The organism is Glutamicibacter sp. GQ173 (assembly GCF_059759215.1).
The window spans coordinates 101,285-122,803 of the sequence record NZ_JCAXDT010000002.1; the positions used below are offsets into that span (position 1 = coordinate 101,285).

Here is a 21,519-nt window from a genome sequence, read left to right on the forward strand (position 1 = left end):
GCGCGGACACCTTGGAGGTTCATATCCAACCCTAGTAGTCGATTCGTCAAGCTAGGCTTCATTTAGCCATTGAGCGTAATATTTCCTGACCTTTGCGAGTTTCGGGTCAATAATCACGCGGCAATATCCGACATCTTGGTTCGCAGAGTAATAATCCTGGTGTATTTGCTCTGCCGGGTAGAAATCTTTGGACTCTTCTATGGTAGTGACGATCGGATTAGTGTAAAAGGACGCAAACTTGTCCTTCGCCGCAATGAATTGCTCGCGCTGCTGATCATCGAGCGGGAACATCGCCGAACGATATTGGGTGCCCACGTCGTAGCCCTGGCGATTGAGCGTAGTTGGGTCGTGAACGGTGAAGAACATGTCCAAGATGACTTCAGCGGGCACGATCTGTGGATCAAAGATGACGGCAACGCCCTCGGCGTGGCCGGTGGTTCCGGAGCAGACCTGTCGATAGTCCGGATTGCTGGTGTGCCCGCCGATGTATCCGGAGATGACTGCATGGACGCCACGCGTGCGCTGGTAAACCGCATCCAGGCACCAGAAGCAACCGCCGGCCAGGACGAAGGTCGTCAGCTTGGTGTCTTCGAGCTGCAGTGATGGACTGAAATGATGGGGTGATTGAAGGCTGAGAATACTCACATAGTTCATAACGATGCGGCGTTGCATTCTGTTCCAACCCTGCTGGCAACGCGTAGGGTTGTTGATATGCAGAGCAAGGCAAATAACTCGCAAGAACCGGGGAAGAAGAATCAAAACCCGGACGCTGCTGCGCTTAAGCCCGTTACCGATGAAGAAGTGATGCAGTCCGAGGAATCCACATCCTCGGCGCCAACTACTTTGGGTAATGTCCTTGAGGCAGTGGAAGAGCTTTGGCCACATTCCCTGGCCGAGGACTGGGACGCCGTAGGACTGGTAACCGGTCGTACCGGCCAGCCGGTCTCGAAGGTCGTCATGGCAGTGGACCCAACGCTGGAAGTGATTGAAGATGCGATCGAGCGTGGGGCCGATCTGCTGATTACTCACCACCCGCTGCTCCTGCGTGGTGTGACCCAGGTGGCTGGCACGAGCTTCAAGGGCGAAGCTATACATCGGCTCATCGAAACTGGGACCGCATTGCTGACAGCGCACACAAATGCCGATAGCGCCATCGGGGGAGTAAACGACGCGCTGGCCGATGCCTTTGGGCTTAAGGATTGCGTGCCGCTGGTCGATTCGAAGGACGGCCTGCCTGAAGAAGGCTTGGGCCGTGTGGGCTTCTTGGAGAAGCCGATGAAGCTCGAGGATTTCGCGGAACGTGTTTACACGGTGCTGCCGGCTGTGGCCGGTGGTGTGCGTGTTGCCGGAGACCGTACCGGGATTATTCGAAAAGTCGCGCTATGCGGCGGCGCCGGCGATTCGCTCTTTGACGCAGTGCGTTCACACCAAGCCGATGTATACGTCACGGCAGATTTGCGCCACCACCCGGCGAGCGAAGCACGCGAAGCAGCCAATGGCGGGTTCCCGTACCTCATCGATGTATCGCACTTTGCCTCCGAGTGGGTGTGGCTCTCGGCGGGAGCCCGCGCCCTGGGGAACGTGCTCAATGATTTGGGGCATGCCGTGGAGATTGAAATTTCACAGGTCAATAGCGATCCATGGGACTTTGTCCTGACTCCATAGTTGGGCATAAAAGCGGTCAACTTGATTGTCTGGCTGCTCCTCATGAGAAACGGCTTGAGATCGCCGCGAGCAAAGCTTCTGGATACCCTCCTGGATTCACTTCCGGGAGGGAGTCAGGGCTTCTGTCCGGAATGCGGAGCGGTGAGTCCAATTTTTGACAGTGAATCACAGGCAGAAGACTTCGAATACTCGCATCGTGCAAAGCATGAGAACGGTTAGCCTGGATTAACTGACCGGTATTGAGTGCTAGGCGCCAAGGCATCGGCGGATCAACCCCCTGGTTGACTGCCCGGCGATGGCGATCGATTGGTTGTACCGGTCGCAGGCCTAATGGCGTGGCATCATTAGCCACTAGACGGACTACTTGGTTGGGCAGGGGCATGCTGCATCATTTGGAAATCTGGGTCGACGATTTAGCAACCAGTACGGCATCGCTGGGCTGGCTGCTGACGCGACTTGGCTATCGCATCCAATCGCAATGGGACAACGGCATAAGCTATCAGCACGGCAGCCATTACATCATTTTGGAATCAGGGCCGGATGTCCGGCATGTAATTCATGATCGGCGTTTGCCGGGGTTGAACCACTTGGCTTTTAGCCTGCCGAGCGCACAGCTAGTTGAAACCGTTGCAGCTGATGCACTGAACCATGGATTCACCATGATGTTTGCGGATAAGCATCCGCATGCCGGAGGCCCCGATCACTACGCGGCCTATTTAGAGGATCAAGCCGGCTTCGAAGTGGAGCTGGTCGCAGCACCGGCCTCAGGTGAAAACTAAAAGGCCCGGCGGTTTTGCGCCTTGCCGACGATGGGCGTAGCCGTCCCAGCGGAATCTTCAGGAAACGGCCGGAGTCCGCTGAGCTATTTGGCGGTGGTGAACTGATGGTCCTCGGGCAGCAAGATGTTCAGTGCTCGTCCCTTCTTGTCCTCAACGAGGGACGCCTCCCACCTGGTTCTAATCAGCTGGACCAGCTCATTGGCAGTCGCTGGCTCGGTCTCTTGCTGAACCAGGAACCGGGCAACTTCGCCGCGGGTGTGCTTGGCAAAATGGGAAACGACTTTCGGCACGCCGTTGCGCAACTGGAAAACATTGATGGCAACGCTGTTGCCGTTACTTGGCTTGTAGGCGGCGGCATAAGTGCTGGAGCGGGCGTCAACGACCAACTGGTCTGCAGCGGCTTCATCGAGAATCGCGGCGAGCCGCTTTTTCCACCAGCTGGCGAGCTTGCCCAGGGGCTCCAATTTCACGGACATGGACAGCCGGTATGGGGGAATGCGGTCGGCAAAGCGCACCGCACCCCATAGTGCGGAAATTACGACGATGCTCTGATCAGCGCGCCGTTGCGCTTCAGGGCTGAGCGTCGAATAGCCCAGCGCTTCAAAGAGCACGCCAGAATAAATGTCGTGGGCTTTGGCGGCAGGTTCTATGTGCAAATTGATATTGCGAGCGACTTCGTTTGCCAAAGAAGCACCAACACCCAAGACGTCCATGGCATCCGCCCGGGCAGAAACCTCTGCCAAGGCTCCGAGCACTTGATGGCGATCATCGCTCAGTTCAGGAAACGAGAGGTCAGCCAGGTCGAACGGGGAACCTTCAGCATGAGCGGTTTTACCTTCTGAAGGTGGCAACAAAATAAGCACGCCTTCCAGCTTATCCGAGGACAGCGAGGAATCCCTGTTGATGAATAACGGCACGACCTGACCCTTTGGCCAGGCGGCATTTGACTTCGCCTGTGTCGAAAGGCTCGCAGCTGCTGTTAGCTGGGGCGAACTGCCGGGGCTAGAATGGTTAACGAATGGGATGGCCAGACGGTCGCGTGGCAAGTTATTGCCCCGAGGAACGTCCGGGCTCCACAGAACAGGGTGGTGGGTAACGCCCACTCGGGGTAACCCGCAGGCTAGTGCCACAGAAAATAGACCGCCAGGCTTCCTGGTAAGGGTGAAACGGTGGTGTAAGAGACCACCAGCGTTCCGGGTGACCGGAATGGCTCGGTAAACCCCACTCGGAGCAAGGTCAGACAGACTGCGTTATGAGGGCTGTTCGCCCCATGCAGTCGGGTGGACCGCTAGAGGCTGCCGGCAACGGCAGTCGTAGATAGATGACCGTCCCGCTTCGGCGCGACAAAACCCGGCGTATCGGCCATCCCATTCATCCCCTCCAGACATTCGGGTGAGAAGTTTCACAGTGCCCCGTGCTCTGAATTTTTCTGCGCCGTTTAGAATGGAAGGCGTACTTAGTACTTGCGAGGATGATCCTGTAGACCTCGTACCACCGCAAAAGCAATGGTGCTTCCCACGGTGCCAACCGACTTTATGGATCTGCGAGTCGGCTGAATTGGAAGGATTTTCTGTGACCCAGCAGTCTGTCGTTGCCCAGCAAGAATGGAGCGGGCGCGAAGAGCTCGCCGAGGCCATGATTCCACTGATCGGACGCCTGTACCGCAAGAACAATGTGGTGCCCTCCGTATATGGCCGCAAGCTGATCAACCAGTCCGCCATCGACATCATCAAGGCGCACCGCGTAGTACGCCGCATTGATGGCGAAGAGCTAAGCCTGAAGGCAACCAAAGCAATCCTCGACGAGATCGAGACGCTGAATGTTGGATCGGTATCCGTTGACCTTGGCCGTTTGAACAAGAAGTTCAAGGAATCCGGCTCTGTTGACCTGAACGCATTCCTGAGCAACGAACTTGGCGACAAAGTTGGCCAGTCGGGTGCCACTGATGCAGAACCAAAGGACGTCGTCCTCTACGGCTTCGGCCGCATTGGCCGCCTGCTCGCCCGCATCCTCATCGAACGCGGGGGCTACGGCCTGCGCCTTCGCGCCATCGTGGTCCGCAAGGGCTCGGACGATGACATCGTCAAGCGCGCTTCGCTGCTGCGCCGCGACTCGGTCCACGGCCGCTTCGAAGGATCGATCACCGTCGACGAGGAGAACAACACCATCCTCGCCAACGGCACCCTGATCAAGGTCATCTACTCGAATGACCCGACCACCGTCGACTACACCGCGCACGGCATCGACAACGCCATCGTCGTCGACAACACCGGCCGCTGGCGCGATGAAGCCGGCCTGTCCCAGCACCTGCAGGCCAAGGGCGTTGCCCGCGTTCTGCTGACCGCACCGGGCAAGGGCGACTTGAAGAACATCGTTCACGGCATCAATGATTCCTGGATCACCGCCGAGGACAAGATCGTTACCGCTGCCTCGTGCACCACCAACGCGATCACCCCAGTGCTCAAGGCGCTGAACGACAAGTTCGGCGTGAGCCACGGACATGTCGAGACCGTTCACTCGTTCACCAACGACCAGAACCTGATCGACAACTTCCACAAGGGCGAACGCCGCGGCCGCGCCGCTGCGCTGAACATGGTGATCACCGAAACCGGTGCTGCCAAAGCTGTGGCCAAGGCCCTGCCAGAGTTCGAAGGCAAGTTGACCGGCAACGCCATCCGCGTACCAACCCCGGATGTCTCCATGGCCATCTTGAACCTGAACCTGGAGAGCGAAACCACCAAGGAAGAGCTGAACGCCTACCTTCGCGAAACTTCGCTGACTTCGAACCTGCACAAGCAGATCGACTACATCGACTCGCCTGAGGTTGTTTCCACCGATTTCGTCGGCTCGCGCCGTGCCGGCATCGTCGACGGCCTGGCTACCATCGTCTCGGGCAAGAACGCTGTTGTGTACGTTTGGTACGACAACGAGTTCGGCTACTCCTGCCAGGTGGTGCGCGTGATCGAAACGATCGCCGGCACCCATCCGGTAGCAGTTCCAGCCCTGAAGGCTGAAGCAGTCACCGTCTAAGGCCGTATCGCCATAACCTCGGGACCATGCCCGCGCACAGTGCGCAGGTGCATGGTCCCGAAGTCTTTTAACCAGCCGTGGCATCCTCGCGGCAAGATCCCGCCGGCACTGCCAAGCGCCCCTGGCTGTTACGCTCTGTACCAGGGACCATGGCGGAAGGCAGGCAGATGGAACGCGAAAGGCTCTTATCGGCCCGGATGGCCAGCCAATTGCTATCCGCGCCTGCCAGATCCACGCTAGAAGCCGCCGGGCACCTGATGGCTGCCCAGTCGCAAGACTTTATTGCTGGTCGCTATGCGCTGGCCCAGCGCGTTGATCCGATGCCAAGCAGGGCACAGGTCGACCAGCTCTTTAATGACGGCCTGCTCGTGCGCTCATGGACCATGCGCGGAACCCTGCATTGCTGCCTGCCCCAAGACGCACAATGGCTGGTGCAACTGGCCAAGGAACGCACCTTGCGTTCAGCTGCTGCCAGGCATCGAGAATTGCAGATTGACCCTGCGGCCATTGAACAAGCAGCCCGGATCATCCACTCCTATCTGGCGGAAGCGGGGCAGGCCAGCAGGACCGCGATTTTTGAGCAGCTGGAGCAACAAGGAATCGGCACGCGCAATCAGCGTGGCACGCACTTGCTGCTCGCATTGGTGCTGCACGGCTTGATTTGCCTCGGCCCGATTCCGGAAGGCGCCAAGTTGGCAGCCCAGGACTTCGTGCTCGCAGGGCAATGGATCAGCAAGCATCATGTTCCCGATAGCCCGATACAGGAATTGCTGTTGCGCTACCTGGGCTCCCATGCTCCTGCCACCTTGCGTGATGCCGCCTGGTATGCCGGGCAAACGCTGACAACCATCCGCACGGCGGCCGCAGAACTGGGTCGGGAACTGGTCAGCGTGGGAAAGAACGAGCGCGGCGAGGACTTTTTTGTGGTCCAGGGCTCAGCAGCGCATCAAGCCTGCGAATCATCAGGCGCCCCGCACCTTCCCACTCGTTTGCTCGGACCCTTTGACGAGTACTATCTCTCCTGGGCCGATCGCAGCCTGATGGCCGATGAATCGATGCAGAAGCAGATCACGCCAGGGAAGAATGGAATGTTCAACGCCTTCTGGCTTGAACAAGGCAGGGCCCGTGGCCTATGGAATGCAAATGTAGCGCCGACCGATGCTCTCGGTGCGGCGCTACATCAGCGGTATATCGACTTCAGGAATACTGCATAGGCAGCCGGAAGGCTAATGGCCGAAAGGATCCTCATCGGTCCCGGGCAGCCAGGTGTTCCCTGGTACGCCCCAGCCCAGCGCCTTCTTGGCTTTCTTCCATCGCTTATCCCAGCGCGGCTGCAGCTTGTCTACATACAGAAAGCCATCAAGGTGGTCGTATTCGTGCTGCATGATGCGGGCGAACCAGTCGTGGGCTTCAAAAGCGATCGGCTGGCCAAATTCATCAAAGCCCTCCACCTTGGCGTATTCGGCACGCTTGAGCGGGTAGTTCAGCCCGGGTACGGACAGGCAGCCTTCGGACTCGTCATCAAAATCAGCTGGCGCCTGTGAAACCTTGGAGAGGGTCAGCTTGGGGTTGATGATCACACCGCGCTCAGGAGCAGAGTCCTGGTCGGCATAGACGTAGGTGAAAAGGCGTAGACCGATGCCAATCTGCGGAGCGGCCAGTCCCACGCCGTGTGCTTCGTCCATGGTCACATGCATATCTGCAACGAGCTGGCGAAGTTCGTCGTCGAACTCGGTGACTTCCACCGCGCGACGATGTAGAACAGGTTCTCCGTAAACTGTGATCTGCCGGATAGGCACGTGATCAGGTCCTTTCAAAAGTGCTTAAAGTGCTCGTCCAATAGTTTCACGCATGATCTCGCTTGTGCCACCAAAAATGGTCAACAGGCGGGCCGCGGTGAATGACTGGGCAATGGGGTATTCCATGATGTAGCCGTAGCCACCATGGATCTGCAGGGCCTTATCGGATAGCTTTTTTGCGCTCTCACTAGCCCAAAGCTTCACTTCAGCCGCTTCGTGCGCGTCCAATTCGCCGTCGTTGAACGCCAGTACTGCTTGATCAACAAAAGCCTGAGTGACATGGGACTCAGTTTTCAGATTAGCCAATTCGAACCTGATGTTCTGGTACTGGGTCAGCGCCTGCCCGAAGGTCGATCGGTTCTTCGCATGCTCCAGGGCCTGCTCGAAAGACGCAGTGCAGATGGCTGCTGCTGCCACGGCGATTGCCAGGCGAGCCTGTGGCAACTGCTCCTTGACGTAGCGAAGCCCCTGGCCGATTTCGCCAATGCGGTCCGCATCAGATACCCGGACCTCGTCAAAGAACAATTCGGCAGTATCCGAAGCGCGCAGACCCATCTTGTCGAACGGATTGCCGTTGGTGTAGCCCTCAGCGCGCTCCACCATGAACAGGGAGAAGGAATCCTCGGACGCGCGACTGCTCTGGCCGTCGGTGCGGGCAAGGACCAGAGCGGCATCGCCGAAGGCTCCGTTGCCGATGAAAGTCTTCTGGCCGCTCAGCAGCCAATCCTCGCCATCACGCACCGCCTTGGTGCGCACCGCGCGCAGATCCGACCCAGCCCCCGGCTCCGTGAAGGCGCAGGAAGTGATCGTGGAGCCATCAACCATGCGAGGCAGCCACTTGGCCTTGAGCTCCGCAGAGCCGTAGGCCAGCAGGTATGGAAGCACGAGATCGTCGTGCAAGTGGAAGGCCAACGCGACAGCCAGGTGGCCAGCACGCACAAACTCCTCGTCCATGACCACGCGGAAGCGGTAGTCATCAATGCCCATGCCGCCGAATTCCTCGGGAACCGCCAAGCCCAGCAAGCCATTCTCGCCTGCTGATTGCCATACCTCGCGAGGAATCTGGTGGTCCTTCTCCCACTGGGCGTATTTGCCAGAGACTTCACGGGTGTTGAACTCCGTAGCCAACTCACGGAACTGTTCGTGGTCCTCTTCAAAAAGCGCGCGTTTCACAGGGGGAGTACCTTTCAGTGGATAGGACGCAGGCAATCAACTCAGAGACTTGCCAAAGTACAAGTTCCATTATGGTTGTTTGCACGAATTCATGGCTAATAGAATCGCTAACCCACGTGCTCAAGTCGCCAAATAACGCCAGATGTCTCGAAAAATACGGGGTTAGACCCAAAAGCACAACGCATTCGAATACAGTTTCGAATGCCGTCTGCAGGTTTCTGAAATATGACTTAACCTGCGGGAAAGGTCCAATGGACCAGCTATGAAATCGATTCAAGCCCGCGCTTGCCGAACAGCGGGTGATGGCAACCTGGCCAGGTGGCGGGCTTGAATCACGGCGTGGCCTAAAGGCCGAACGTCGGGGGGAGCTAAGGGGCTGGACAATTTCTTTGATGTCCAGCGCGGCCAAGAGTTTACGAGTAATGGCAGTGGGCATCTGGACACTGGTACTGGCTGTAGACCTCGGGGCAACCAGAGCGAGTCGGGTAGATAATCACAAAGTTCTTCGCGACTTCATTTGTGCCAATGACGCGGTGCGCCCAACAGGCGCTGTTAGGACGGCATGGCGCTCGCCGAGGGTTGCCATGATAGTGCGCCAGTTGTACCTATTGGTGGCGAAGCGACGGGAGCTGTGCATTCACCGAGCCATCGGATTGCGCTGGCAAGGGTGCGCGTCGAACCGATCGGAATTACATTATGGCCATGGAGAACATCATTATTGCTGTTCATGCGATTTCAGCCAGTCTCGTTATTCTGCTGGCGCCGGTCAGAATTCGTCGTAGGCGCAAGGACTTCCGCGACCGGGTGGTCGGACGCACATGGGTTATATCCATGTATTTTGTCTGCGTGAGCGGGATGTTCATCTATACCATTAGCGGGGGATTCACGATTTTCCAGGCGCTGGCAATTTTTACTTTTGGAACAACAACTTTCGGAATGGTAAATATTCGTCGGGGCAATATTCCTGGGCATATCGGAAACACGATTGTTTCGTGGATCGGCGCCATGGCCGCCGGGGCTATTGCTGTTTTCGCGCCCGGTCGGGTGATTCCGACTCTTTATGCCGCTGATCCGTCGATGCTCTGGGGTGCAATCGGAATTGTCGTTGCCCTTGCAACTATCCGGGTGCTTTACGTTTTGCTGATGCTTCGGAAGGGGACGCGGGGCCGAGCTTCTGGCACGGGCACGACGGCAGGGTAGGTTTGACCTGCGATTCTTGGGTGCGGTGCGATAGGCCGGGAAAGCAAAAGACTCGATCCAAAACCGGAGTTCTGAATCGAGCCTTTTGATCTGGGGTGAGTAACGGGGTTTGAACCCGCGACCTTCTGGACCACAACCAGACGCTCTACCGACTGAGCTATACCCACCATGTTTACTTCGATACTAGTCAGAAGCTTTAGGGCTAAAAGTCGTGTATCTGGCAACGAGAAATACTATACACGTAATTGCGGGTTGAATACCAATCAGGAATGGGGGGATCGGGCTGCATGTGACCAGCAGCTCAATTATTGAATTGCCCAATGGGGATTTCCGCCGGGCGCATCGAATTTTTGGTTATCCGACATCGATGCAAAGTTTTTTGAATGAAAGCGTTTGGACCCGGCTGCATCGTCTGGAATTTGTTGATCCGCTTCTCGGATGGCGCCTCCGAGGCCGTAACTGCTCTTGAATCGTCTGGGTTTATTCTTGGGCGGAATCTGCTGGCGAAGGCTCCGGGGAAAGCAAAGAAGGCCTGACTCGAAACCGGAGTTTCGAATCAAGCCTTCTGACCTGGGGTGAGTAACGGGGTTTGAACCCGCGACCTTCTGGACCACAACCAGACGCTCTACCGACTGAGCTATACCCACCATGTTTGCTTCGATACTAGTCAGAACGCTTTTGAACGCTGGATCAGTATCTGGCAACGAGAAATACTATACACATAATTCTCGGCTGTATGCCAATTGGAAGCTCCTGAAGGTGCTGTGCAGTGCGTCACCTGCACCCCAGGAGCCCAATCGCGGCTGCTGCTAGCTGTTCGGAGCAATCTTGGAAGCGATCAACCGGGCTTCTTCCACGGTGGGGCCAGGGGCTGGAACCATGATGGACTCGCGGTAGTAGCGAAGTTCGTCAATGGAGTCCTGGATGTCACCCAGCGCCCTGTGGTTGCCGGTTTTCACCGGGGCTTCGAGGTGGGTAGTCGGGTACCAGCGTCGGCTGAGCTCTTTCAGCGTGGAGACGTCGATGATTCGGTAGTGCAGGTGCTCGATGACTTCTGGCATGTCCCGTGCCAGGAAGTTCTTATCGGTACCCACCGAGTTGCCGCCGAGCAAGGCCTTCTTGGCCTCGGGCACATGCTGCTTGATGTAGTCGAGGACGATGCGCTGGGCTTCGTCCATGGTGATGCCCTGCTCAAGCTCGGGGAGCAAGCCGCTGACTGTATGCATGTTGCGTACAAAGTCGTCCATCTGGGCCAATGCCGCGGGCTCAGGCTTGATGACTACCTGGATTCCTTCATCAACGACCACCAGCTCTGAGTCGGTGATCAGTACTGCTACCTCGATCAATGCGTCGTTAACCAGATCCAGGCCGGTCATCTCGCAGTCGATCCATACAATTTTTTCTGAATTACTAGCCACATGACCAATCTACACGCGCTGGCAGGCTGTGGGGCAGCGCACGGCGTGATTGCGCGCTTGGAAATAGTGTCCTACCTGCTTTGAGAGGCGGTGCGATGCTAAAATCGTCTGAGATTCCCGGCCGTTGAATCACCTGTTCGCATGGCGAATCCCGATGCGTGGTTGGCCAAGTTTTACCAGATTTTTGTCCGCTACAGCACGAGGTGTCAGTGTGTCATCCAGCAACGTAGAAGCAGTGCGCTCCCAGCCCGAGGCTGGCATTAACAGGACGCTGCTCAGCGGCGTCATTGGTGCATCGCTGCTACTTTTTGGCTCATTCGGAACCGGGTGGCTCGCCAGCGTATCACCGCTTAACCGCGATCCATTTTTCATCATGCTGCGCACCGAAGCCGCCGGTGTCATCACTTGCGTCATCCTGCTGGCCATTGGATGCTGGCTGCTTTTCCGCTCTTGGTGGCGGCTAGGCCAAAAACTGGGTGACTGGGGTGAAGGATCCCTGAAGATCGTTCGCCGGGCGGTCTGGCTGTGGAGCATACCGATGTTTGTCGCGCTGCCGATTATGAGCCGCGACGTCTTCGCCTATATCGGACAGGGGCGATTGGTTGACGCAGGGCAGGATCCGTATGTCGATGGGATTTCCAGCCTGAACAACTGGTTCCAGCTGGGCACCGACACCATGTGGGCCCAGGATGGAACCCCCTACGGGCCCTTGTACTTGTCCATCGAATACCTAGTGGTCAACGTTGTTGGCGGTTCGACCGATGCTGCGGTTCTCGCATTCAGGGCGATCGCGTTCATCGGGGTATTGCTCTGCCTGCACTTTGTGCCGAAGCTCGCCGAACTGCATTCTGTTCCGGGAGCAAAAGCTGCTTGGATGACCGTTGCGAATCCGCTGTTCCTGGTGAATTTTGTTGCCAGCGCCCACAACGACGCGCTGATGACCGGCCTGTCCGTGTGGGCGGTTTATCTTGCGTGCAAGCGGCACGGGTTCTGGGCGATTGTTGTCCTGGCTGCTTCCATCGGCGTCAAGCCCATCACCCTGGTCCTGCTGCCTTTCATCGGCCTGCTCTGGGCTGGTCCGAACGCCACGTGGCCCCGCCGCATCCTGTATTGGTTCTACTCCGGCATGATCTTCCTGGCCCTCATGACCGCTGTCGGGTGGCTCAACGGATACTGGTTCGGCTGGCTGGACGTCATGCTCAACTACACCGGGGCCGGCTTCTCGATCTTTGCCCCGCTGGGCCTGATGACCGTCGCCATTTCAAGCATTTTCCAATCCTTCGGGTGGGAATCGGATGGCGTGCTATCGGTCATCAAGACCGCGGGACGGCTTATCGGCGTCCTGATGGCGATCGTGCTGATGTTCCGCGGCAAATATTCCCACCTGGTGCAGCGCATGGCCATCGCGTTCTCCGCGATCGTTGTCCTCTCGCCGGTAATCCAGCCCTGGTACCTGCTGTGGCTCCTGCCGTTCTTTGCCGCCACGGGCCTGCGCGATGACTGGCAAATGCTATGGCTCCACCTGACCACGATCTTCTTCCTGGCCTATCAGGCAGCCGACCAGATCTTCGTTTGGCAGTTCCTCCAGGATTCCCTGGTGCCACGTGTCCAGATGATTTCGTGGGGCATTTCAATTGCCTGCGCCGTATACCTGGTCTTCTTCGATCCAAAAACAAAGACCATCTGCTCTGACCTTCTGAGCTCCACCAACTGGCTGAAGAAGTCGAAGAAGGCCTAGTGGCGGTGTTGGCAATTAACCGGATGCTCTTGGGGGAGAGTCTGCGCTCACTGGGATGGCAGGGTTTTGCCGCCTCAGCGATGATCACCGTGGCTTCCTGGGGGATTGGCTGGTTCCCGCGCAACCAGCTTTCACCATTGGCCCGCAGTGGATTCTTCATCGAGTTCCGGACCGATGCCAGCGGCGTCATCACGTGTATTATCTTGATGGCCTTGGGCATGGTGTGGTTGACCCGAACGTGGATTGTCACCAGGCCACGTGTGCAAAGTGCCACGGGGGTCACCCACAAGGAACTGGGGCGGCTGCTGGGGATGTGGGCGGCGCCGTTGATGTTCAGCTTCCCGATTCTCAGCCGCGATGTGTATTCCTATCTTGCCCAAGGGCGGATGCTGCACGCAGACAAATCACCGTATGCCGAAGGCATCTCGGCCCTGCCCGGCTGGTTTGATGGAGGCTCCGACGGCCTCTGGGCACAATCGCCTTCGCCATATGGCCCGTTCTTTCTGGTGCTGGCCCGCATCATCTTTTTCGCCTCCAATGGAGTTCCAGAAATCGGCGTGGGGCTTTTGCGCATTGTCGCAATGCTCGGCGTGATTGGCTGCTTTCACTTCACGGCAAAACTGGCCAATAAAATGGGCCAGAACCCGATCTGGGCCAACTGGGCCATCGTGGGCAACCCCCTGTTCCTGCTGACCATGATCGGTGGCGTTCACAATGACGCGCTGATGATTGCCGGAGTATTCTGCGCCATGGCCTACGCCTACGATCGCCGACCCGTGGCCTCTACATTGGCTTTATCGATCGCCATTTCAGTCAAGCCGATCGTATTGCTTGTTCTGCCATTCCTTGGCTTGATTATTCTCGGGAAGAACCCATCCAAGCGCGCCCGCTGGTCCATGTGGGCCAAAGTCCTTGTACTGACTCTCATTTGGCTCAGCATCGTTGGAGCACTGACCAACCTGTGGTTTGGGTGGCTGCCTGCGATGTTCAGTGCTGGAAGCGCTGCGTTTCCATATGCTCCGGTGGGGTTGATCGGGTGGAGCGTGAGCAACCTGGCGGGAATCCTCGGGGGAGACATCGGATTCGTCAATGGCTTGGTGGTGGCCGCGTTCCAGGCACTGGCGCTGATCATTGTTGCGCGGCTGGCATTGTCCAAAGACATCTCGAATCCGGTGCGATTGGCCGCCTGGTCGCTGTCGGCTGTGGTTCTTCTCGCGCCGATAATTCAGCCGTGGTACATCTTGTGGCTGATGGCACTGTTCGTGATTTCACATCGGGTGTCCTGGTCTTCGGAAAAATTGATGATCTACGTCTCCAGCCTCATTCTGGTGGCGGTATTTGTCGACCAGCTCTCCATCGAGCAATGGCACTCGGCGTGGATGATGCGCTCCTTCGCCGGAGTATTGGCGGTGCTGCTATTTGCCGGCCTGTTCCGCTTTGATGCCAAAACCCGGCGCATCCTTGCAGGTCCCGCCGGGCCAGCCGGATCTTCGCATCAAGGCAAAATGTAATAGCCAAAATCACATGCCCCAGCACAGGTTCTTCTTCGAACCGTCGGCTTAGATAGAACTATGCAAACGATGATTTGGCCTGCGGCCATAGCAGTTCTCGGTGCCGCCCTGTTTCTCGGTGCCGCGGGAGTCTTCCTGCTGGCCGTTCAATACCGGCGCCACGGCCGGCTGTCTTGGCGTCGCACCATCACCACAGCTATGGCTGCAATCTACGGGTTCGGCCTGTTCAGCTACACCATGCTGCCGTTGCCCGCGACCCGCCAAGCGGCTTGCTACAGCGGGATGGGGATCACCCAAACGGATCCCGGGCATTTCCTCTATGAATTCAGTTCAGCGATCGCTGAACTGGGGCTCCGCGGATTCGCTACGAGCTTCGTGCTGTGGCAGGTTTTGTTCAATATCATCTTGTTCATGCCGCTGGGCATCCTGGCCGTGCGCTGGTTGCGCGGGAACGTCTTCACCGGCATGGTGCTGGGCTTTGCCGCTTCGCTGGCGATCGAGCTTACCCAGTACACCGGAATTTGGGGCCTGTACAACTGCGCCTACCGGGTAGCCGATGTCGACGACCTGATCATGAATACCGCAGGGGCACTCCTTGGTGCCATCCTCGCCTATCTGCCGATCTTCAGTTTCCTCACCGGTCCCAAGGAAGGCGATGCACGCTACGCGGCTGCCCGCAGTGTTACCCGCGCCCGGCGGGCATTGGCCAACGTCTTTGACGCGGCCATCACCACTGGGGCCGTCTTTGCGATCACCGGTGCCCTGTCGCTGATCGAAAGACTGGGCGGACCAGCCACCAATGAACGCTTGATGAATTTCTGGATTCCGCTGGTGGTCGTGTTCTTCGTCTTCCTGCTTCCCAGCATGGCCCCTGGCCGGGCCTCGCTGGGACAGCGCTGCGCGTGGTTGATGGTTGCTGGTCCCGGCTCTGTCCCCGCCTCGGCACCCCGGGCGCTGATCCGCAGCATCCTTGGATTTGGTGGAATCACTTTCCTGTTCCAAATTTCCACCAGCCTCACGGATGTCAGCCCATACCCGATTTTGAACATGCTGGTCACCGCCTACATCGCAGTGAGCGTGGTCTTCTTCCTCGCTGATTCTCGTCACCGCGGGCTCGCCGGGAAGGCTACCAGAACCGGTTTTATTGATCGCCGGGCCATATCAATCCGAGAGAATTAGCACTAATCATTAGGGGCTAAAATAGAATCTGGTGGCTTTGGACCTATGCGCTGGGGTCATCACACTCGCCTTCGACGACACATCCGAATACTGAGAAGTTAGGTCTGCCCAGCAGCATGGAAGAAAATAAGCTTGAGGTCCCGAACGAACCGCACAAGGCAGTCCTAGGCACGGCCGTCGGCGCGACGGTCCTGATCGCCATCGGCGCATTCGTGCTCTCTTTCGCCGCACTTACCGACTTGGCCGAGCGCTCGGGCATCAGCCCGCGGCTGGCCTGGATCTGGCCAATCATCATCGACGGCATGATCGTCGCCGCCACGGTGGCCATCGTCGCCTTGAACGGATTCAGCCGCAAGGCCATGATCTACCCTTGGTCGCTGTTGTTCTTCGGCGCCATTGTTTCCACCGCCGCGAACTCCACGCACGCCATCTTGACCGTTGACTCGATTGAGAACGGTGTGCCGGCCCTGGTTTCGGCTCTGGTCGCCGCGATGCCGCCAATTGTTCTTTTGGCCATTACCCACTTGACCGTGCACATGTACCAGAAGAAGTCTGAAGCAGCCAAGCTCCGTGCCGATCTTGAGTACGACGAAGAGCAGGAAAACGCCCAGAAGTACGGCGTGGCTTATGACGATGGCTATGGTGCTGCGTTGAACGACGCCAAAACCGCTGAAGACGAGCGCATGGCCGAGATCGAGCAGGAACACCAGGATGCCCTGGCTCGTGCTCGCGCCGAAGGCATCGCCAGCGCACGCGCGGATGCCAAGGTCACCCCCATCAAGCAGAATGCCCAGAACGCCAAGACCGCTGCCGAGCCGGTGGCCGAGCAGAAGAAGACAGCTGACGACAAGGCTCCACTGTTTGACGACATGGCCAAGCGCCTGAGCCGTCCCTAGTTTCTTCCAGAATCACCCGGCCGGCGCAATACGGAGCATGAGGACTGCAAAGCAACGAGCAAATCAGTAACGAGGAGGCAGTTATGACGGAATCCCAGCATGAGCCAACGAACGATGAGTTCTCCGAGCACATCGAGAACTCCGTTGAACAGTACAAGTCTGTCACCGGCGAGCTGAATACCGTCATGTCTGCCATGAAGGCGAAGATCCGCAGGCTCTTTGCGCAAAGCGAAGTCCAGCCCTTGTTCATCACCGGCCGGGTCAAATCTGCGCAGTCCTTCCGTGCAAAGGCTTCGCGCCGGCTGCAGGAAACCAGCGAGAGCGCTCCGGTGCTCGAATTCCCCAACCCGCTGCGCGAAATCCACGACATGGTCGGCATCCGCATCATCGTGATGCTGCCTCATGAAATCCAGCAGGTTGCAAGCCTGATCAAATCCCATCGGGACTCCTTCGACTGCCGCAGCGATCGCGAGAAGGATATTGGTTCAGTCGAGTCGGGGACCTACGGGTACTCTTCGCGGCACCTGCTTCTCAAAACCCGCAGCGAACCAACCGTGCGGAAATTCCAGGAAGCCCTGGGAAAGCCGGTGGTTGCCAGCGGAAACTTCGTCTTTGAAGTGCAGATCCGCACGGTGCTCCAGCACGCTTGGAGCGAGATGGAACACGACATCCGCTTCAAGCATCCCGGCGAGGCCGCCTGGAACCCGCAGATTGACCGGCACTTCACTGCCACCGCGGCCATGCTTGAAACGGTTGAAGACTACTTCACCGATATCAATGAGCTGTACCACCGGCTCAACGGCTACCACGACCAGCAAGGTGCCGGAGCCGAGCCGTTGTCAGGCGAAAAGATTGGTGAAATCTGGCAGACCCTGTTGCCGCACGTTGACCGCAAACGCGACGACGATTGGTCTTGGGCCTCCGAACTGCTCGATGCGCACGAAATCAACCAGACCTGGCAATTGGCGCAGTTGCTGGACGCCAACGTGGTCACCGACGTTCGCGCGGCATTGGACCACCGCTATTCGCCAGGCCCAGACCGCCTGCTGGATGACGTCCTGTTGTGGCGTTTCGGCAAGGAACACATCGACAAGACCAGCGGAGGGGACCTTCGCCGAGAAGGTTCGCTGCGCCGCCGGTTGATTCAAATGAAGGATTACCGCTCCCAACCGGGGCAGTAGCCGGTCAAAAATGCGCACTGGACTGTTAGTTTATGCACTTTCCGCTAGTGCCTGGGCCTTTGACCGGTAGACTAGTTAAGTTGCCCAATTAATGGGCATAGATTTGTGCCACCGCGTGAAAGGTCCACACCATATGATTTCCGTAGCCAACCTTGAGCTACGCGTCGGCGCCCGCTTGCTGATGGACGAAGTGAACTTCCGCATCGACAAGGGCGACAAGATCGGACTGGTGGGACGCAACGGTGCCGGCAAGACGACGATGACCAAGGTCCTCGCCGGCGAGACCCAGCCAACCAGCGGAGATGTGACCCATAAGGGCTCCATCGGCTACCTGCCCCAGGATCCGAAGACCCCGGATATGGAGCAGCTGGCCCGCGACCGCATTCTCGGCGCCCGCGGCCTGGACGTTGTTCTGGGCAAGCTGGCCCAGAACCGCGATGAAATGGCCAGCGACGACCCTGCCGTTTCGGCCAAGGCCATGCGCCGCTATGACCGACTGGAAGCAGAATTCATTGCTGCCGGCGGCTACGCCGCGGAGTCTGAAGCCGCGGCGATCTGCGCCAACCTGGACTTGCCGGACCGCATTCTGGAGCAGCCGCTGCGCACCCTTTCCGGTGGCCAGCGCCGCCGTGTGGAATTGGCCCGGATTCTCTACTCGGACGCTGAAACCCTGCTGCTCGACGAGCCGACCAACCACTTGGACGTCGACTCGATCAACTGGCTGCGTGACTTCATCAAGAACTACCCAGGCGGTGTGCTGATGATCAGCCACGACACCGGCTTGATGGAAGAAACCGTCAACAAGGTCCTGAACCTTGATGCCAACCGCGGTGTTGTTGATGTCTACAACATGAACTGGAAGCGCTACAAGATCCAGCGTGAAACCGATGAGCGTGCCCGCAAGCGCGAGCGTGCCAACATCGAAAAGAAGGCCTCCGTGCTGCTGACCCAGGCAACCCGCATGAAGGCCCGTGCCTCGGGTGCCTCGGCGGCGCAGTCCATGCTCAAGCGTGTTGACCGCATGCTCTCGGGCTTGCAGGAAGAACGCGCTTCGGACAAGGTCGCCGCCCTGCGCTTCCCGGATCCGGCTCCCTGCGGCAAGACCCCATTGATGGCCGAAGGATTGTCCAAGGCCTATGGTTCGCTGGAGATCTTCAACGACGTGTCGCTGGCTATCGACCGCGGTTCCAAGGTCGTCATCCTGGGCCTGAACGGTGCCGGTAAGACCACCTTGCTGCGCATGCTCGCAGGCGTGGCCGAGCCCGATACCGGAAAGATTGTTCCTGGCCATGGCTTGAAGATCGGCTACTTCGCCCAGGAGCACGACACCCTGGATCCCGAGGCCACGGTGCTGGAAAATATGCGCCGCAACGCCCCGGATCACCTCAACGATGCCGATGTGCGCTCGATCCTCGGTTCGTTCCTGTTTGTTGGCGATGACGTCTCCAAGCCGGCCGGGGTGCTCTCCGGCGGCGAGAAGACCCGCCTGGCACTGGCAACTATCGTGGCATCCAGCGCCAACGTGCTGCTGCTCGATGAGCCTACCAACAACCTGGACCCAGCCTCGCGCGCGGAAGTCCTTGGCGCTTTGTCGACCTTCCCAGGCGCCGTGGTAATGGTCAGCCACGATGAAGGCGCAGTGATGTCCTTGAAGCCAGAGCGCGTCGTGATCCTGCCCGATGGCGACGAGGACTTGTTCAACGAAGACTACCTTGAGCTAGTGTCGCTGACCTAGGTCTAGCAGCCCAACAAGAAAACTCATAGGCTTGGCATGACACCGCTAGAAGGGGTTGTGCCAAGCCATGAGTTTATCTGGACGCCGAATGGATGTTCTCGCCGCAGGCCTTTTGCTGGCCGCGCTTGCGGCCACTGGATGCGTGCAGAAAACATCCGACGCGGTGAACGCGCAATGGAGCCTGATGGATTCCTCGGCGGTGACCTTCAAGAGCACAAGCCTCGATCTCGGGGTGATGCGCATTGCCTGCGGCTCAGGGGTGACCGGTGGGATTACCGGCGCCCAAGTTGATTACGGCCAGGAAAATATCACCATCGGCATGGTGGTGGAACCGCTGACTGGCGAACCTCAAACCTGCCAGTCCAATGAGACAGTTCCCTACACGCTGGAGCTCGAAGAGCCGGTAGGGCAGCGCACGCTGATTGATGCTTCTTGTGCTGCGGCGGATACTCCCCAGGATGAAACTGGGGGCTGCGGCCAGGAAGGCATTCGTTGGGCGCCATGAGCCCGGGCTCCTAGAGCCGATTAGCGAAGATCGCTGCGGGCTTCTGGCGCCTCATCGAGCAGTGCATCTTCGATAGCTTCATCGGTCAAGGAACCGTCGCGCCGGTACTTCTTCTCCGCTTTGGCCCGCACCTTGCGCACCTTGTGCACCGGTTCGTCAAAGCCCAAAGCCCGTGCTTCAGCCAGCTCGGCTGCGTCCTCGGCGTTCAACTTCTTTTGCTGCCTGGCGGCATACCAGAAACCGACAAAAGCGAGCACGCCGAAGGCGTACCACTGGAATTCGTAGGAGAGGTGGGGACCCTCGTCCATATCCGGCGCATCCAGCGGCTGAGGCGTGATGGACGGGGCAGGATCTTCCTGGTACATGATGCCGTAAGCGCCCTGGGCGATGCCATAGTCGACCTGCTGCGCATAATCCTCTAGCTGGATTGATGCGATCTGCCCTTCTGGGGCGCCTCGGTCCAACCGCACTTCACCGGGCTTCAGCCGAGCGAGCACCGTCACTTCTCCCGAAGGCGGTGCCGGGATGGAGTCGGGGTGTCCGCTCTGTTCATCGCCAATCGGCAGGTAGCCGCGGTCAATGATGACAACTTCGCCCTGCGTGGTCTTGAAGGGCACCAGCACTTCGTAGCCCGGGCGTCCAGCCTTGATGCGATTCCTCACGATCAAGGTATCGCCGGGCAGGTAGCTTCCGGTGAGCTTGGCCGTCATCCAGGTTTTCTCTTCGGGAAGCTGGTTGAATTTCTCAAGAGCCTGTCCGCCTGAGACCGGGTCGGCGAAATAATTGCGGTTGACCCGTTCAATGCCCGTGAGGACCTGTTCCCTGCGGTTGGCCTGCCAGTTGCCCAGGCTGACGCAGGCGGTGGCGAAAATGGCTACCAAAATCAACCAGCCTACCCAGCGGGTGCTTGCTAGAAACCGGTACATTTACTCGGTACCTCCAGTAGTTCCTGGCAACGGCAGGGTTTGCCGGTAAAGCAGGCGTTCTTTTAGATACGTCTCCAGCCAGTCCAGATGCTCAGGGCAAGCCAGCCAGATTTTGCGGCGTTCGGGGGTGTGGATTTTTGGGTTGTTCCAAAGCAGCTGGTGCTCGGCACGGTTGCGGCAGCCCTTGCGCGAGCACTGAACCTCGGTGCTGGCTTGCGCCTGTCCCAATGAACCTAATAAATCCACTAGTCCTCCTTGGGTGGGTTGTTTGGCTGATCAGCAAAGGTGCCCTCAATGACTTCAGCTTCCGTTTCCGATGGTTCTGCGGAGGCCGGTGGAGCTGGCAGTTGTCCCGGTTCCGGGTCCGTGTAAAATTCGGCTGGCGGCTCGCGCTTGGTCAAATCCGCGCCGCCGTTGGCAACGACCACAGCGATATACGGCAGGATGACGGCGCCAGCGATAAATACCCAGCGAAGCCAACCGTCAAAGAAGAACGCGAGAATGAAGCAGATCATTCGGACAGTCATCGAAATCGTGTATTTGCGCACACGGCTATCGCGCTCGGAAGTATGGGATTCCCGGGCTTCAGTGATGCGGTGAACTTCAGGTTCACGCGAATCGTGATTCGTGGGTTGAGATGACATGTAGAAGACTTCGCTTTGCTGTACAGAAACTGCTTCCATTGTCTCACTTGTGGCACCGAGAGTGTAATTTCTACGCGCTGTCGAAGCGGTAAAACTGGGCAGTAACTAATAGGATTGATCACGGAGAAGCTACTTAACTA

At 58.1% G+C, this 21,519-nt stretch carries 20 protein-coding genes, 2 tRNA genes and 1 other RNA gene; 13 read left to right on the forward strand and 10 right to left on the reverse strand.

Annotated elements, in window-relative coordinates:
- Positions 1-51 precede the first annotated feature (51 nt).
- Positions 52-579 (reverse strand): peptide-methionine (S)-S-oxide reductase MsrA, encoded by a 528-nt coding sequence (gene msrA, locus AC6CHO_RS04385; RefSeq protein ID WP_075972588.1) that lies wholly within the window; start codon positions 577-579, stop codon positions 52-54.
- A gap of 225 nt (positions 580-804) precedes the next feature.
- Between msrA and AC6CHO_RS04390 the strand changes: the two genes are divergently transcribed.
- Together AC6CHO_RS04390 and AC6CHO_RS04395 are read left to right on the forward strand one after the other, a co-directional pair.
- A complete protein-coding gene (locus AC6CHO_RS04390) occupies positions 805-1,665 on the forward strand; it encodes a Nif3-like dinuclear metal center hexameric protein (protein WP_498214135.1) in 861 nt (286 codons plus the stop codon).
- 380 nt (positions 1,666-2,045) lie between these two features.
- Complete coding sequence (locus AC6CHO_RS04395; protein WP_498213887.1) at positions 2,046-2,444, forward strand: VOC family protein; 399 nt, start codon at positions 2,046-2,048, stop codon at positions 2,442-2,444.
- A gap of 83 nt (positions 2,445-2,527) precedes the next feature.
- On the opposite strand, the gene AC6CHO_RS04400 is transcribed toward AC6CHO_RS04395, so the two are convergent.
- Positions 2,528-3,361 carry a YaaA family protein gene (locus AC6CHO_RS04400; RefSeq protein WP_498213889.1) on the reverse strand — a complete coding sequence of 278 codons (834 nt, stop codon included), beginning with the start codon at positions 3,359-3,361 and terminating at the stop codon, positions 2,528-2,530.
- A 102-nt stretch (positions 3,362-3,463) separates the two neighbouring features.
- Between AC6CHO_RS04400 and rnpB the strand changes: the two genes are divergently transcribed.
- The 3 genes from rnpB to AC6CHO_RS04415 all read left to right on the forward strand — a co-directional run bounded on the left by rnpB (position 3,464) and on the right by AC6CHO_RS04415 (position 6,688).
- Positions 3,464-3,818: RNase P RNA component class A (gene rnpB, locus AC6CHO_RS04405), an RNA gene on the forward strand.
- Between the two features lie 198 nt (positions 3,819-4,016).
- Entirely contained in the window at positions 4,017-5,474 is a 1,458-nt protein-coding gene (locus AC6CHO_RS04410; protein WP_498213890.1) for a glyceraldehyde-3-phosphate dehydrogenase, read from the forward strand.
- A 167-nt stretch (positions 5,475-5,641) separates the two neighbouring features.
- On the forward strand, positions 5,642-6,688 hold the full coding sequence (locus AC6CHO_RS04415) for a winged helix DNA-binding domain-containing protein (RefSeq protein WP_498213891.1): 1,047 nt from the start codon (positions 5,642-5,644) through the stop codon (positions 6,686-6,688).
- A gap of 12 nt (positions 6,689-6,700) precedes the next feature.
- On the opposite strand, the gene def is transcribed toward AC6CHO_RS04415, so the two are convergent.
- On the reverse strand, positions 6,701-7,273 hold the full coding sequence (gene def / locus AC6CHO_RS04420; RefSeq protein WP_498213892.1) for a peptide deformylase: 573 nt from the start codon (positions 7,271-7,273) through the stop codon (positions 6,701-6,703).
- Between the two features lie 24 nt (positions 7,274-7,297).
- The gene (locus AC6CHO_RS04425) at positions 7,298-8,446 is read right to left on the reverse strand and encodes an acyl-CoA dehydrogenase family protein (RefSeq protein ID WP_498213893.1); all 1,149 of its coding nucleotides are present in this window, start codon (positions 8,444-8,446) and stop codon (positions 7,298-7,300) included.
- Positions 8,447-9,148: 702 nt separating this feature from the next.
- Here AC6CHO_RS04425 and AC6CHO_RS04430 point away from each other — a divergent pair.
- Complete coding sequence (locus tag AC6CHO_RS04430) at positions 9,149-9,646, forward strand: DUF2306 domain-containing protein (protein WP_498213895.1); 498 nt, start codon at positions 9,149-9,151, stop codon at positions 9,644-9,646.
- 91 nt (positions 9,647-9,737) lie between these two features.
- Here AC6CHO_RS04430 and AC6CHO_RS04435 read toward each other — a convergent pair.
- The 3 genes from AC6CHO_RS04435 to orn form a co-directional block, all read right to left on the reverse strand.
- Positions 9,738-9,813: transfer RNA gene (locus tag AC6CHO_RS04435), tRNA-His, on the reverse strand.
- Between the two features lie 404 nt (positions 9,814-10,217).
- A tRNA-His gene (locus tag AC6CHO_RS04440) sits at positions 10,218-10,293 on the reverse strand.
- A gap of 162 nt (positions 10,294-10,455) precedes the next feature.
- Positions 10,456-11,064, reverse strand: a complete 609-nt coding sequence (gene orn / locus AC6CHO_RS04445; protein WP_498213896.1) for an oligoribonuclease — start codon at positions 11,062-11,064, stop codon at positions 10,456-10,458.
- Between the two features lie 211 nt (positions 11,065-11,275).
- Between orn and mptB (AC6CHO_RS04450) the strand changes: the two genes are divergently transcribed.
- The 7 genes from mptB (AC6CHO_RS04450) (at position 11,276) to AC6CHO_RS04480 (ending at position 19,809) form a co-directional block, all read left to right on the forward strand.
- The gene (mptB, locus tag AC6CHO_RS04450) at positions 11,276-12,802 is read left to right on the forward strand and encodes a polyprenol phosphomannose-dependent alpha 1,6 mannosyltransferase MptB (protein ID WP_498213897.1); all 1,527 of its coding nucleotides are present in this window, start codon (positions 11,276-11,278) and stop codon (positions 12,800-12,802) included.
- Positions 12,802-14,313: a polyprenol phosphomannose-dependent alpha 1,6 mannosyltransferase MptB gene (mptB, locus tag AC6CHO_RS04455; protein ID WP_498213898.1), complete on the forward strand. Its 1,512-nt coding sequence runs from the start codon at positions 12,802-12,804 to the stop codon at positions 14,311-14,313. Before mptB (AC6CHO_RS04450) ends, mptB (AC6CHO_RS04455) begins: the two co-directional genes overlap by 1 nt.
- 60 nt (positions 14,314-14,373) lie before the next feature.
- A complete protein-coding gene (locus AC6CHO_RS04460; RefSeq protein ID WP_498213899.1) occupies positions 14,374-15,492 on the forward strand; it encodes a VanZ family protein in 1,119 nt (372 codons plus the stop codon).
- Positions 15,493-15,608: 116 nt separating this feature from the next.
- The gene (locus AC6CHO_RS04465; protein WP_498213900.1) at positions 15,609-16,388 is read left to right on the forward strand and encodes a DUF2637 domain-containing protein; all 780 of its coding nucleotides are present in this window, start codon (positions 15,609-15,611) and stop codon (positions 16,386-16,388) included.
- Positions 16,389-16,471: 83 nt separating this feature from the next.
- Positions 16,472-17,569, forward strand: a complete 1,098-nt coding sequence (locus AC6CHO_RS04470) for a GTP pyrophosphokinase (protein WP_498213901.1) — start codon at positions 16,472-16,474, stop codon at positions 17,567-17,569.
- Between the two features lie 133 nt (positions 17,570-17,702).
- Positions 17,703-19,304, forward strand: a complete 1,602-nt coding sequence (locus tag AC6CHO_RS04475; RefSeq protein ID WP_444663994.1) for an ABC-F family ATP-binding cassette domain-containing protein — start codon at positions 17,703-17,705, stop codon at positions 19,302-19,304.
- Positions 19,305-19,371: 67 nt separating this feature from the next.
- Positions 19,372-19,809 carry a hypothetical protein gene (locus AC6CHO_RS04480; protein WP_498213902.1) on the forward strand — a complete coding sequence of 146 codons (438 nt, stop codon included), beginning with the start codon at positions 19,372-19,374 and terminating at the stop codon, positions 19,807-19,809.
- A gap of 20 nt (positions 19,810-19,829) precedes the next feature.
- Here AC6CHO_RS04480 and AC6CHO_RS04485 read toward each other — a convergent pair whose 3' ends face one another.
- From AC6CHO_RS04485 to AC6CHO_RS04495, 3 genes are read right to left on the reverse strand one after another with little or no spacing between them, the layout of a single operon-like run.
- Positions 19,830-20,735: an SURF1 family cytochrome oxidase biogenesis protein gene (locus AC6CHO_RS04485; protein ID WP_498213903.1), complete on the reverse strand. Its 906-nt coding sequence runs from the start codon at positions 20,733-20,735 to the stop codon at positions 19,830-19,832.
- Positions 20,736-20,981, reverse strand: coding sequence for an acetone carboxylase (locus AC6CHO_RS04490; protein ID WP_498213904.1), 246 nt, complete (start codon positions 20,979-20,981; stop codon positions 20,736-20,738).
- Entirely contained in the window at positions 20,981-21,379 is a 399-nt protein-coding gene (locus AC6CHO_RS04495; protein ID WP_498213906.1) for a DUF3099 domain-containing protein, read from the reverse strand. Before AC6CHO_RS04495 ends, AC6CHO_RS04490 begins: the two co-directional genes overlap by 1 nt.
- Between the last annotated feature and the right edge of the window lie 140 nt (positions 21,380-21,519).

Coding starts and splice junctions, on each gene's coding strand:
- AC6CHO_RS04390 (WP_498214135.1), top strand. CDS start 805: ATGCAGTCCGAGGAATCCACATCCTCGGCGCCAACTACTTTGGGTAAT.
- AC6CHO_RS04395 (WP_498213887.1), top strand. CDS start 2,046: ATGCTGCATCATTTGGAAATCTGGGTCGACGATTTAGCAACCAGTACG.
- AC6CHO_RS04415 (WP_498213891.1), top strand. CDS start 5,642: ATGGAACGCGAAAGGCTCTTATCGGCCCGGATGGCCAGCCAATTGCTA.
- AC6CHO_RS04430 (WP_498213895.1), top strand. CDS start 9,149: ATGGAGAACATCATTATTGCTGTTCATGCGATTTCAGCCAGTCTCGTT.
- AC6CHO_RS04460 (WP_498213899.1), top strand. CDS start 14,374: ATGCAAACGATGATTTGGCCTGCGGCCATAGCAGTTCTCGGTGCCGCC.
- AC6CHO_RS04465 (WP_498213900.1), top strand. CDS start 15,609: ATGGAAGAAAATAAGCTTGAGGTCCCGAACGAACCGCACAAGGCAGTC.
- AC6CHO_RS04470 (WP_498213901.1), top strand. CDS start 16,472: ATGACGGAATCCCAGCATGAGCCAACGAACGATGAGTTCTCCGAGCAC.
- AC6CHO_RS04475 (WP_444663994.1), top strand. CDS start 17,703: ATGATTTCCGTAGCCAACCTTGAGCTACGCGTCGGCGCCCGCTTGCTG.
- AC6CHO_RS04480 (WP_498213902.1), top strand. CDS start 19,372: ATGAGTTTATCTGGACGCCGAATGGATGTTCTCGCCGCAGGCCTTTTG.
- AC6CHO_RS04485 (WP_498213903.1), bottom strand. CDS start 20,735: ATGTACCGGTTTCTAGCAAGCACCCGCTGGGTAGGCTGGTTGATTTTG.
- AC6CHO_RS04495 (WP_498213906.1), bottom strand. CDS start 21,379: ATGTCATCTCAACCCACGAATCACGATTCGCGTGAACCTGAAGTTCAC.